Raw genomic sequence first — 12,526 nt, 5'->3', positions numbered from 1 at the left:
TATCTGTCAATATATTATCTTCAGCTTATTTAAAAAGGAGCCGCTCATGACAACCGCCCCGACATCAACCCCTCAGCCCCATGTGCATGGAATGTTCGACCCCGCCACCTGGACGGTGTCCTATGTTGTGCACAACGGCCCAGGCAGCGAAGCAGCGATCATCGATTCAGTGCTCGACTACGACCCGAAATCGGGCCGCACAACGCATACCTCTGCTGACAAGGTGATCGACTATGTGCGCACCCATCAGCTCAAGGTGCGATGGATCCTAGAAACTCACGCACACGCTGATCACCTTTCGGCCGCACCGTACTTGCGGGCGCAGCTCGGCGGCCAAATCGGCATTGGTGGCAACATCACTGCAGTTCAAAAGGTGTTCAAGGGCGTTTTCAATCTGGAGCCGAGTTTCAAACAGGATGGCTCGCAGTTCGACCATCTTTTCCAGGAGGGAGAAAGCATCCCATTGGGCATGTTGTCTGGTGAGGTGATGTTCGTGCCAGGTCACACGCCAGCCTGCGCTGCCTATCGCTTTGGTGATGCGGTGTTTGTGGGCGACACCCTCTTCATGCCAGACGTGGGCACTGCGCGTTGCGACTTCCCAGGCGGCGACGCCCGCGCGCTTTACGCATCCACCCGCAAGCTGCTGAGCCTGCCACCAGAAACACGACTCTTCATGTGCCACGACTACCCTCCCAACGACCGACCGGTGGCTTTCGAGACGACGGTGGCGGAACAGCGCGCTAAAAACATCCACGTGCATGATGGCGTGAGCGAAGACGAATTCGTGACCATGCGTACGAAGCGCGATGCCACCCTGGAGATGCCCACCTTGATCCTTCCATCGGTTCAAGTGAACATCCGCGCTGGCGAGCTGCCGCCCAAAGAAGACAACGGCGTCGCGTACCTGAAGATCCCCTTGAACGCACTTTGATCAAGTGCGCACATGGCTATTTAGCCATCCATTTTTACTTTTGGAGAATTACCATGACCAAGAACGTCGGCGGCATTGATCGCACATTGCGCATCCTCATCGGGCTGGCCTTGATTGCGGGTGCGGCTACCAACACCATCGGCATGTGGGGCTACCTGGGTGTCGTGCCCTTACTCACTGGCCTGATCGGCTGGTGTCCACCCTATGCCATCTTCGGCTTCAACACCTGCTCACTGAAGAAGTGAGTTGTAAGGAGGGCTGAGTCCGATCTGCCCATCAGGGTGAATGCCCCTTGAGCACATTCGCCCAAACTGCATGTTCGCGCTTCCCAAGCTTCGATCACTTCCTTTCTCGATCGCCCTGGTGCGAGATGCCAATGAAGTGACCCAGATCGCCGATCTACCCCGCTAGCCAGGTGCAGCCACCTTGCTACGACTTGAAGATGGCCGCATTACGCGCCTCGATGCGGTACGCAATTCCACCGAACTTCGCTTGGCGTTGGGGCTTCCCGCAGCGATTCAGGCACCTTGAAATCAGCTTCACGTGCCCGCACCACACCGTTGAATTCGCACTTCGTCTCTTTTTTCCCCGCGTTTGTTTTTCCAACCCACTGGAGTTCCACACCATGAAGAAGTCTTTCCTGATCACCACCATCCTTATGTCAACAGCCCTCGTGGCGCAGGCCGACGAGTTGTTTGTATCCATACATTCGGGCGCAGCCATGGCACAGGGCGCAGGTCTCGTCCTTGCCGGACAAGCGCTAGAACAGAAGGTCGACGTGCGCGTGCTGCTGTGTGACGCAGCCGGTGATATCGCGGTCAATGGCCAGACCATGCCCAGCCTCAAACCGCGCAACGTCACACCGCAACAAATGCTTCAAGGCTTAATCAAAGCCGGAGCTAAGGTAGAGGTGTGTGCGCTTTACTTGCCAAACACGGGTCGTCAGCCCGCCGACTTGCTCACAGGTGTGACCCCGGCAAAACCCGCCGAAGTCGCTGCCCATCTCCTCAAACCTGGCGTGCGAACCCTCGCTTTCTGAAAGCGTATCGAGGGAAATCGTTTGACTGATCCCCTTCGAGGCTACGTTCAGTGCTTTCTACACGATCCACACTTTGTCCGTCTCAACCTATTCTCATTGCAAACCTATGAAAACAGCACACGATCTCGTCCTCGCCGCGAAGGCTCAATGCACCGAGGTAGCCGTCGAGCATGCTCAAGATGCTCTTCGCTCAGTTGAAGTAATCATCGACGTTCGTGAGGCGGATGAATACGCAGCGGGGCATTTGGCTGGATCCATCAACATTCCGCGGGGTTTGCTCGAGTTCAAGTTGTCAGGGACGCCGGAATTGGAGCGACGAGACATTAGCGCATTGCTGTACTGCAAGACGGGCGGACGTTCCGCGCTTGCCGCAGCCACCATGCAAAGCATGGGATACCTTCATGTAGTTTCAATGGCAGGTGGCTATGACGCCTGGGTTGCGGGGGGTGGCGCGGTTATTAAGGCGTCTCAGCCGACTTTTGACTGATAAGTTCGCACGGCATTGATTTCCACGCAAGCCTAACTGTCTTGTGTGGGGGTCAACACCGGTTGTCGACGATGTTGCTCTCGACTTAATCTCAAATTCGCTTATTCCCAGGGGCGAGAGATTCGATCAACATGGTAACGCCTGCCACATTGTTACCTGTAAGGACGGCAGGGCTACTTCCGCGGCCAAATTCAGCTATGAAACTGCACAAGCAAGCGTGACTATCTTGCGGGCCATGGGCGGCGATTGCAGGGTTAACACCGTAACCTTCGATCGGACACTACAGCGCAGCACCAATCTTTGGACAATAGCAGCGCCAACGTATGTCACGCCAAAATTCAAACCCCTGACGGGTACCGCTCAGTCCAACACCGATGTTTGCGCAGCTACCGGGCGACATCGGATAGGCTGTGTTCCCAGACCAACCCTGCCTTGCGGGAGCTCCGTGCTATGGCGAGCATTGAACGTACTGCGTACCCTCGATTTCCTCGAACGCTGACACTCAAGGATCTCCAGGCCTCCTTCACCCCGAGACCTGAAGAAATCGAATGGGCCCACCAACACTCGCGCACTCCAGAACGCCGCCTGGCCATCCTCGTGCTGCTCAAATGCTTCGAATTCCTGCGGCACTTCCCAGCGCTCGAAGCGATTCCAGCCGAGGTTATCGAGCATGTTTCTGCAACGCTCGGTCTGACACCAACTGACAAGATCGAATTCGCTTCGCTCGCCACGCTGTATCGCCACCACAAAGCGATTCGAGAACTGCTCGGCGTGAAGCCCTACACAGACGGACAAACACGAACGCTGGCTATCCAGATAGCCCAGCAGGTTGCCAGTGTCGTGGAGACCCGCGTTGACATCATCAACATCACTATCGAAGAGTTGGTGCGGCTGGGTTACGAGCTTCCGGTGTTTCGCACGCTCGACGAAATCTCCGAACAAGCCCACTCGGCTGCGGAAGCCTCGTTGCACGAGCGAATCAACCAGCGCTTGAATTCGGCCCAGCGAGCATGGCTTGACCGGTTGTTAGAGTCCGAATTGCCGGTACGGCGAACTCTGTACAACCAGATCAAGAAATCGGCCAAAAAAGCCTCGCGTAAGCATCTCGATTTGCTACTCGACCAATTGACCTGGCTTGAGTCCCTGCCTGACAGCGATGCGTTGCTCGATGGCGTTCCGGTCACCAAGCTGAACTACATGGCAGGCATGGCATCGGCGCTCGATGCGGGCGACATGAAGGACTTGCTGCCCGCCAAGCGCTACACATTGATCCTGGCATTGATCCGACAGATGCGCGTGAGGGCCCGCGACGATGTGGCCGAAATGTTCATTCGCCGCATCGGAGCCATCCACAAGACCGCCAGAGAAGAACTGCAGGTCATTCAGTCTCGCCAACGTGAGCTGAGCGAAGAACTCGTTGCCACGCTGGAGCAGGTGCTGGAGATCCTCGCAGAAAACCTGGATGACGCGAGTACCGGGCAGCGCGTTCGAGATCTGCTTGCCCCGCACGGCAGCCTGGATCAACTGACGATGGACTGTGAGGCCATCCGTGTGTGGAGCGGCGGCAATCATCTGCCGCTGGTCTGGAAGGCATTCAGCAGTTGGCGAGCGGCGATGTTCCGGATGGCCAAGGCGTTGCGCTTTGAGGCTGCTACTCAGGACCGCAGTCTGCTGGATGCCCTGCAGGTCGTGCTGGCCAATGAACATCGCAAAGTGGAGTGGATCGAGGATGACTTGGCGCTTTCGTTCGCCTCCGAACGCTGGCGCAAGCTGGTGCGCCGTTCTCATGGGCTGGGGCACCCGACTAACCATCGCTATCTCGAAGTTTGCGTGTTCAGCTATTTGAGCGGTGATCTTCGTTCTGGCGATGTGTGCATCGAAGGCTCAGAGTCATTTGCCGACTACCGCTTGCAATTGCTGCCTTGGAATGAGTGCGAAGCGCAGCTGCCAACCTATTGCGACCGGATTGGGATACCCGCCACTGCGGGTGATTTCGTAGACGGGCTCAAGCAATTGCTCACCGAGACGGCCAAGAAAATCGATGATGAGTTTCCGCAACATGCTGGAGACGTGGTGATCGGTGCCAACGGTGAGCCGACGCTGCGGCGTGTTGTTGCCCGGGAGGTGCCGGCCTCGGCCATCGCACTACATGCCGCTATCGAAAATCGCACAGCCCCTCGCAACCTGCTGGATGTTCTCGCCAACATCGAGCACTGGACAGGATTCACCCGTAACTTTGGGCCGCAGTCCGGCGACGATCCCAAACTTCGCAACCCACGCGAGCGATACTTGCTCACAGTGTTCGCCATGGGCTGCAACCTGGGACCCAACCAGGCAGCGCGTCATCTTTCCAACGGTGTGACACCACATCAACTGTCCTATGCCAACCAGCGGCACATGAGCCTGGACCAATTGGACAACGCCTGCCGGGATCTGACCGAACTGTATCTGCGGCTTGAGTTGCCCAAGCTGTGGGGCGACGGCAAAAAGGTTGCGGCAGATGGCACCCAGCACGACTTCTACGACCAGAACCTGCTGGTGGGCATGCATTTCCGGTATCGGCGCATGGGGGCTGTGGCCTATCGGCATGTCGCCGACAACTACATCGCGGTTTTTCGCCACTTCATACCACCAGGGGTACTGGAAGCTGTCTACGTTATCGAGGGCCTGATGAAGGCAGGCTTGAGCGTTCAGGCCGATACCGTGTACTCGGACACCCATGGCCAGTCGGAAACGGTGTTCGCCTTCACGCACCTGGCGGGTATCCAACTGATGCCGCGCATCCGAAACTGGAAGGATCTGCGTTTCTATCGCCCCGAGAAGGGGATGCGGTTCCGGCATATCGACCGCCTATTCAGCGACGTCGTGGACTGGAAGCTCATCCGCGACCATTGGCGAGATCTGATGCAGGTATCGATATCGATCCAGGCCGGAAAAATCGCCTCACCGATGCTGTTGCGTAAGCTCAGCCAAGAAGGGCGTCACAACCGACTGTTTGCTGCGGCACGCGAACTTGGCCGCGTGCTGCGCACGGTCTACCTGCTGCGTTGGATTTCCAGCAAGGAAATGCGACAGGAGGTGAGCGCAACGACCAACAAGATCGAGTCATACCATGCCTTCACAAAATGGCTGGACTTCGGCGGCGACGTGATCAATGAGAACGATCCGAACGAGCAACAAAAGCGGGTGCGCTTCATCGATCTCGTTGCCTCATCGGTGATCCTGCAAAACACGGTGGACATGATGCGGGTGTTGCAGGAAATGTACGCAGATGGGGAGCTGGTTTCTGCGGCCGACGTTGAGTACCTGAGTCCCTACATGACCTCGGGTATCAAGCGGTTTGGCAACTATCACCTCGACCTGAAGCGGCCCCCGGAGCCCTGGGTCAAGGAATCACAGTTTCGTGAGGCGGCTAGGCGTGCACGAGCTGCTGCAGCTGCAGTGGCAGCGGAGGGGCAGCGAGCCGGCCAAAAGGGAGCTGGAGCATGAGTGATCCAGAAACCACCGCCCTCACGGCCTATGGTCGGCTGGACAAGGCAGCGCTGACACGGCTACAGAGCACTTACGACACCTCAAAACTGCTGCGTGCAGTTGAACAGCTAGACAGAATTGTGGGAAACGCACGAGGCCAGGACGGTCTTCGGGACGTACTACTACGGCTTCACGGAATGGCGCACGTGGTGGTCAACGGGGCCGGTTTGTCAGGCTCTGCGGAAGAGAGCTTGCCCGAACTGGCTTTAGAAGCATCTTCAGAGATCCGTCAAACAATCGCTACGCTGCAGGAATGGGTGAAGCTGATTGAACCGCTGGAAACACTACACGTGACCAATTGAGCTTCTAGTTTGAATAAAGAAACGATTTCACATAACCAAAAGGCTTATGAGTCAAAACTGGCTTTATCCCGGCTTACCCTCACACCCTTGGCGACGCGCTTTAACGCGTGGCTGAGAGAGTACTTCGCCATGGCTAGCAGCTGGCTGCTGGGTGAGGTTTAAAAATTGAGTAAAACCGGCTGCAATGCTTAATTAACAAGTGCTTGCAGCTATCAATCGAGGAGTCTTCTATGAGCAATCGTCCTTTCAAGGTTCTGGGCATTCAGCAAGTCGCCATCGGCGGCACCGACAAGGGCCGCATGAAAAAGCTGTGGGTAGACATGCTGGGTCTGGAGCAGACCGGCACCTTCCAAAGCGAGCGCGAAAATGTCGATGAAGACATCCTGGCCATGGGCAAGGGCGCGATGAAGGTGGAGGTCGACATCATGCAGCCCATGGACATCGACAAAAAGCCTGCCGTGCATGCCACGCCGCTCAACCACATCGGTCTGTGGATCGACGATCTGCCCAAAGCCGTGGAATGGCTGAGCGCCAACGGCGTGCGCTTTGCCCCCGGTGGCATTCGCAAGGGCGCGGCGGGTTATGACATCACTTTTCTGCACCCCAAGAGCAATGATGAATTTCCGATCGCAGGCGAGGGCGTGCTGATTGAGCTGGTGCAGGCGCCCGCCGATGTGATTGCGGCACTGAGCTAAGCCGGTCTTTGCGCTCAACGGACAAAGGGTTCAGGCGTTGCTGCCTGAACCCTTTGTGTATTTGGGGAGGTGCTTTTTAAAAAGCGTAGTCCAGGGTGACGCCAAACACCTTGACCGCGCTGTCTCCAAATCTGGCGATGGTTCGATTGGCAATCGAAATATCAGCGGCGCCCAGGCACTGGTAGCTGATCCATGGCGTGAGTTTGAAGTCTTGCCCCTGGTAGTTGACACCCAGCATATAGCCCGTGCGCCCGTTGGTGGGTCGCAAGGCGGAGAGGGCGTTGGTATGGTTCTTGCGATCGTAGGACACGGCGGCAAACCCCGTCCATTGCGAAGACAGCTTCTGCCCCAGACCCAGTGAGTAGGTCGTCGTGTCTTCCAGGTCGGCCAGGCTGCCGCCACCGGTCTGCGACGCAAACACCAGGGGGCTGAGCCTGAACTTGCTCCACTGCGTCCAGCGAATCTGTCCAAACAGCAGCGTATTGGAGGCAATCGCCACCTGCGCATCGAGGTTGAAGCTCTGGGGCGAGGTCGATGAGGTGGAGGTCGTCATCGGCAGCACGTTCTCAAGCGTGCTCATCTTGTGGTGGATGGCCGAGTAATAGGTGCCGGCAATGCGCAAGGCAATATCGGGGCGCTCATAGCTCAGACCCAGCAGGTAGCCCGGCTCGGTGCTGGGACGAAAATCCACGTGGTAGCCACTGGCGCCGCCAAAGATTCGCCCTCCAAACCCCACCTTCCCTTCGGAGCGCTGCATTCGCAGGCCGCCATGCACGCCCCATTGCTCGTTCCAGCGGTAGCGCAGCGCGCCCAGCAGCTCATGCGTGTTGACGCGGGCTTCGGTGCCGCCCAGCAGCGGAGACTGATGGCGGTCATAGCCAATATCCAGTCCGAAGGGGTGAGTCAGCATGATCAGCATCGAGGTTTGCGGGTTCAAGTCTTGCTTGTAGGCAAAGCCCCATTGCGTGTACGCGTCCGCCACTTGCCCCGTGGATCGCCCCAGCGCATCGCGGCCCTCGATGTCCGGTCGGGCGCGGTGAACGTCAATGCTGATGACATTGCCCTGGCTAAACAAGGCCGAAAGATTCTGTCCGGTTCTATCCAGTCCGCCTGCCTGTGCAGCGCTGCCCAATGCCAGGGCTGCGCAGCCAGCTGCTATTCTTGTACTGCCCAACTTTTGTCTCCTAATCACGGCGTCGCTCGGGCCGCAAGATGTAATTTTAAGTATCTTGATGTCAGAAAGTGCTGCACCAATAAATGTCGTGGCCTGACTGCGCTATTGCTGTGGTTTTTCGGCTGTTGAGCGACGACAGAAGAGGGTGCCATCCTTGCCGTCGGCTCCGTAGAGTTATCTCAGACCTCGCGCAGCGCCACATCCTGCATAAGAACCATGCCATGACATCCTTCGAGGACGCACAAACCTATTTCGACCGCCAATACAACGCTCGTGCCAGCGTTCAGGATCCGCTGGCCTATATGGAGCGCTATGCCCAAGACAGCCAGGCCGCCTTTGCGCTGCCCAATGCCATTCGCAACCAGCGTTACAGCCCCAGAGCATCCGATGTTTTAGATGTTTATCTGCCGCAAGCCCAGGCGGGTCAAGCGCAGGCCGCTCCTGTTTTCATATTCATTCACGGCGGTTACTGGAAGGCCTTGAGCAAGAATGACTCGGCATTCATGGCCCCAGCGTTGACGCAGGCAGGAGCCATCGTCGTCGTGCCCGACTACGATCTGGTGCCAGTCGTCACGCTGGACCATATCGTGGACCAGGTGCGCCAGGCTTATGCCTGGGTGGTTCGGAATATTGCGATCTATGGCGGCGATGCGCGCAATATCTGTGTCTGCGGCAGCTCTGCAGGTGGGCACCTAGTGGGAATGCTGCTGGCCAAGGGCTGGCAGGAAGACCATGACCTGCCAGCTGCGGCCACGCCAGCATCCGCTTTCGCCTTGAGCGGACTGTTTGATCTGCAGCCGCTGCTGAACACCCATGTGAACACATGGATGCGGCTGGACGATGCCAGCGCCATGCGCAACAGCCCGCGTTTTCAGTTGCCCGACACCAGTACGCATGGACAATGCCAGTTGCGTGTGAGCTGCGGCGAGCATGAAACCACGGAATTCAAGCGCCAGTCGCGCGAGTATCTGGCTGCATGGCAGGCACGCTGTTTACCGGGTCAGTGGGTGGAGGCGCCCGGAACGAATCACTTTGATCTGCCGCTCCTGCTGGCAGATCCTCAGTCCATCGTGCATCAAACGGCCTTGGAATTGATGGGATTGAGCCCGAACAGATAGCTCTGGGCAAGAGCTGCGGACAACACCGAAGGCGGAGGCTTTGACTTGCACTGGGCGAAGCCGCAGGCAGTTCTGAAGTGCCCTGGCTAAGTCATGACATATCAATGGCCGCGCTGGCGAATCTCAAGCGCTATTCGGCGGCTTGCTTTTTCGAGGGAACTTCCGCATCCAGCAAATTCGCTGCGCGGTTCTGCAAGGCGGTGTCAGCCCGGTAGTAGCCCAGCACGGTGTTGACGCTGTGGTGCCCCGTCAGCGCCATGGTGTCCGGCAGCGGCACATTCTGGCGCCCCGCCTCGGTAACAAAGCCGGAGCGCAGCGAGTGCGCAGAAAAATCGCCTTCTACACCCGCCAGCGCGCAGCGCTCTTTGACGATATTGCGCACGGCAGCCGGGCTCAAAGGCTCGGCCACATGGCCCCCCTTGCGAATGCGCCGAAAAATCGCGCCTTCTGTGATTTGTGCAGCATTCAGCCAGGCCTTGAGCGCTGAGGCGGCGCGCCCGGTCACGGGCTTGTGATTCTCGGGCGCATCTGTGCCGCTCTGGTTGGTCTTGCTGTGCACCAGCGTGTATATAAATGCGCTGTCACTTACGGCCCGCAAATAGCGCATATCGGCACCTGCCACTTCAGAGCGACGGCGGCCGCCGCTGGCCCAGGCAAACAGCAAAAGCGCCCGGTCGCGCAGTCCGCGCAGGCTGTCGTCGCAGGTGTCCAGCAGCTCTTGCAGTACATCACGCGTCAGAGCCTCTTTTTTCTGAGGTAGCTCGCCGCGGCGAGCGTAGGCCTTGCGAGTGCGCGACATCAGCTCTTTGACTGCACCATCCTGGCAAGGGTTGGGCAGGGCATGCACCTGATGCGCTTTGGAGAGCACAGCCATGCGATGCACCAGGGTGTTGTGCGAAGGCGGGCCTTTTTTCCCCTTGTAGCCAGAGGCAACCAAGGCCTCATCCACTGATTCCGGCATCTCGCTTTGCAGGCCCAGAGCGGTTTGGCGCTGAGCATGGTCAATCACAAACTGCAGCACGCACGCCACGCTTAGCGGCAACTGCATGGGCTGACTCAGACGCAGCACATGCCAGGCCGCCCAGTAGCGCATGGCGCTTTGGTAGCTGCTGCGGGTGTTGGCAGATTCGCCTTCATGCATCAATTCCTTGATGGCTTGATGCGCCTGGAGTGCTAGCGGCGATGTCATTGCATCAGACGCAGGCGGGCCATCAGAGTGAAAAGCCACAGGGGCTGGGAAGGGTGAGCGCTTGCGGGAATTCATATCGGTATTTTCACCGCGCGAGCATCTTGGTAGAGGAGTTTGTGCAGCCTCGGCTTCACATTGCTCTTCAAGCGCCGCACCTCTGGTTCTTGGCTTGCTCAGCGCAACGCATGGAGCACCTTTATTGAGCGCGACATTGAGAAACGCCGAAAAATTTTCCCATCTAAAAGACTAAAACAGCCGCAGTGGCTGTATTCATGGATACAAAACGCTGTAATGTACGTTTTCATCTGTATGAAAATTTCATATGTAATATTTAACACATAACATGTAATGTGCATTACATGTTATGTGTTATAAATCACGATAACAATCACTTATCGTTAGTAATATTGAGTATTGGTATGAATACAGCAAAAACAACGTCGCGAGGCGTGCAAGAGTCCGATGTCTGGGCTGCGGCAGACGCTTTGATCGCCCAAGGCCTGCGCCCGACCATTGAGCGCGTGCGCCAGCACATAGGACGCGGCTCTCCCAATACGGTCAGCCCGATGCTGGAGACCTGGTTTGCAACGCTGGGACACAGATTGGGGGTTGCTGGCGAGCAAGACCCATCCGTGCTGAAGTCCGTGCCAGACCCAGTTCAGCGCTTGGCGCAGGAGTTGTGGGACAGCGCTCAGGAAGAGGCGAAAAAGTCAGCCGCCATGGCATTAGCCCAGCGCGAAGCTGAATTGAAAGCGCAAGAGCAAGAATTTGTGGCTCAGCAAGAACAGCTGGTACAACGCGAAGCCACTATGCAGGCGCAGAAAGAGGCCATGAATCAGGCATTGCAAGCTGCGCAAAACCAAGCGCAAGACCTGGCTCGCCGACTGGATGAAATGCAGCAGCAACTGCAAGACCGTGATCAGCGTCTGGAAGAGTTCCGCGAAGAACTCAGCAGCGCTGTGCGTCAGCGTGATCTGCAGCAGCAAAAGCACAGTGAAGAAATCCAGTCCGCTGCCGCAGAGCGTCAGCGCATGGCTGAGCAATACGCAGGCAACGAGCGCCACATGCTCAACGAAGTAGATCGCGCCCGCCAGGAACTAACCGCTGCCCGCAAAGTTCAGCAAGAACAAGAGCGCAAGGCGGAGTCCAGGTATCAGGAGCTGCAAAACCGTTTCGAACAATCCGAGCAGGAAATTTTGAACTTACACACACAACTGCAAACCACACAAAACACAGCTGCACTTGCCCAAGAACGTGCGGCTGACCTTAAGAGTTTGCTGGAGGCGCAGCAACGTTTGTCCAGTGCTCCTGCTGCAATGGACCCCAATACAGCTCAAGTAGCTAGTCGTCGCAGCAATTTGGCGGCAACACGCCGGTCGATCAACCGCCGTACGTTGCGATAGAAGGCAGAGCGCGGAGCAAGCCAACACAACCGAAGACGGCTAAAGTTTTATTGGTTTTTTCAAGTACTCAGTCTTCTAGATACGATGTATATTTTCTGACACATATTACGTGTAGTAACGCTATATTTGCTTGACTTTTCAGTGTCGGCAAGGATGCATCGAAGTTCGTCTTGTCACGGTCTGCCTGGCTGTTCCTAAGACTGGATCTCTACCCGCAGCGAGCATGAACAAATCACTTCGTTGGATGGATCAACAACCATTCAACGAGGAATTTCAATGTTCACAATCACTGTTCTGGCTTCCAAGGGCGGAGTCGGCAAGACCACCACAGTCGCGAATCTGGGCGGCCTGCTGCACGATATCGGTTTCCGTGTGCTGCTTATCGACGGGGACATCCAGCCGTCGCTCTCGCGTTATTACGAGCTTTCTCACAAGGCTCCTTTTGGGCTCACCCAGTTGGTGCAGTCTGGTGCACTGACCCAGGACTGCATCTCGCATTGCCAACTGCCACCGACTTCCTATCAAGGCAAGCTTGACAAGGCACCGAAGAGCGAGGGCGGTTGCCTGCATATCGTTCGCTCTGATGCCAAGGACTCCTCTTTGCAGGTCTGGATGGCCAATCGCAATCCAGTGAGCATGCAGTTCAGTTTTAAGAAC

12 protein-coding genes and 1 pseudogene are annotated in these 12,526 nt (G+C 57.0%); 11 read left to right on the top strand and 2 right to left on the bottom strand.

Features of this window, described 5'->3' with window-relative positions:
- Positions 1-46 precede the first annotated feature (46 nt).
- The 8 genes and pseudogenes from HF327_RS12530 to HF327_RS12500 all read left to right on the top strand — a co-directional run bounded on the left by HF327_RS12530 (position 47) and on the right by HF327_RS12500 (position 6,985).
- The gene (locus tag HF327_RS12530; RefSeq protein WP_166312333.1) at positions 47-931 is read left to right on the top strand and encodes an MBL fold metallo-hydrolase; all 885 of its coding nucleotides are present in this window, start codon (positions 47-49) and stop codon (positions 929-931) included.
- A gap of 53 nt (positions 932-984) precedes the next feature.
- Positions 985-1,176: a YgaP family membrane protein gene (locus HF327_RS12525; RefSeq protein WP_028600946.1), complete on the top strand. Its 192-nt coding sequence runs from the start codon at positions 985-987 to the stop codon at positions 1,174-1,176.
- Between the two features lie 380 nt (positions 1,177-1,556).
- Positions 1,557-1,970, top strand: coding sequence for a DsrE family protein (locus HF327_RS12520; RefSeq protein WP_028600961.1), 414 nt, complete (start codon positions 1,557-1,559; stop codon positions 1,968-1,970).
- Between the two features lie 106 nt (positions 1,971-2,076).
- Positions 2,077-2,457: a rhodanese-like domain-containing protein gene (locus HF327_RS12515; RefSeq protein ID WP_198460494.1), complete on the top strand. Its 381-nt coding sequence runs from the start codon at positions 2,077-2,079 to the stop codon at positions 2,455-2,457.
- Between the two features lie 450 nt (positions 2,458-2,907).
- Entirely contained in the window at positions 2,908-5,946 is a 3,039-nt protein-coding gene (locus HF327_RS12510) for a Tn3 family transposase (protein WP_198460493.1), read from the top strand.
- Complete coding sequence (tnpC, locus tag HF327_RS12505) at positions 5,943-6,290, top strand: Tn3 family transposase post-transcriptional regulator TnpC (protein ID WP_198460492.1); 348 nt, start codon at positions 5,943-5,945, stop codon at positions 6,288-6,290. Before HF327_RS12510 ends, tnpC begins: the two co-directional genes overlap by 4 nt.
- 81 nt (positions 6,291-6,371) lie before the next feature.
- Positions 6,372-6,452, top strand: a pseudogene (locus tag HF327_RS22415) (YdcF family protein); the annotation flags it as partial.
- Between the two features lie 68 nt (positions 6,453-6,520).
- The gene (locus tag HF327_RS12500) at positions 6,521-6,985 is read left to right on the top strand and encodes a VOC family protein (protein ID WP_198460491.1); all 465 of its coding nucleotides are present in this window, start codon (positions 6,521-6,523) and stop codon (positions 6,983-6,985) included.
- Positions 6,986-7,061: 76 nt separating this feature from the next.
- On the opposite strand, the gene HF327_RS12495 is transcribed toward HF327_RS12500, so the two are convergent.
- The gene (locus HF327_RS12495; protein WP_236024170.1) at positions 7,062-8,159 is read right to left on the bottom strand and encodes an OmpP1/FadL family transporter; all 1,098 of its coding nucleotides are present in this window, start codon (positions 8,157-8,159) and stop codon (positions 7,062-7,064) included.
- 221 nt (positions 8,160-8,380) lie between these two features.
- Between HF327_RS12495 and HF327_RS12490 the strand changes: the two genes are divergently transcribed.
- Positions 8,381-9,277: an alpha/beta hydrolase gene (locus tag HF327_RS12490; RefSeq protein WP_198460490.1), complete on the top strand. Its 897-nt coding sequence runs from the start codon at positions 8,381-8,383 to the stop codon at positions 9,275-9,277.
- A gap of 130 nt (positions 9,278-9,407) precedes the next feature.
- Here the strand turns inward: HF327_RS12490 and HF327_RS12485 are convergent, their stop codons facing one another.
- Positions 9,408-10,541, bottom strand: coding sequence for a site-specific integrase (locus HF327_RS12485; protein ID WP_198460489.1), 1,134 nt, complete (start codon positions 10,539-10,541; stop codon positions 9,408-9,410).
- 344 nt (positions 10,542-10,885) lie between these two features.
- On the opposite strand from HF327_RS12485, the gene HF327_RS12480 reads away from it, so the two are divergent.
- Together HF327_RS12480 and HF327_RS12475 are read left to right on the top strand one after the other, a co-directional pair.
- Positions 10,886-11,869, top strand: a complete 984-nt coding sequence (locus HF327_RS12480) for a DNA-binding protein (protein ID WP_198460488.1) — start codon at positions 10,886-10,888, stop codon at positions 11,867-11,869.
- Positions 11,870-12,145: 276 nt separating this feature from the next.
- Positions 12,146-12,526: ParA family protein (locus tag HF327_RS12475; protein ID WP_198460487.1), on the top strand; the 381-nt coding region annotated here is incomplete at its 3' end.

The sequence above is a fragment of the Comamonas suwonensis genome (genome assembly GCF_012844455.2).
In the GTDB taxonomy this organism is placed as follows: domain Bacteria; phylum Pseudomonadota; class Gammaproteobacteria; order Burkholderiales; family Burkholderiaceae_C; genus Comamonas; species Comamonas suwonensis.
Note: the sequence above shows the minus strand (reverse complement) of the source record. Positions and strands in the feature narration are given on the sequence as shown.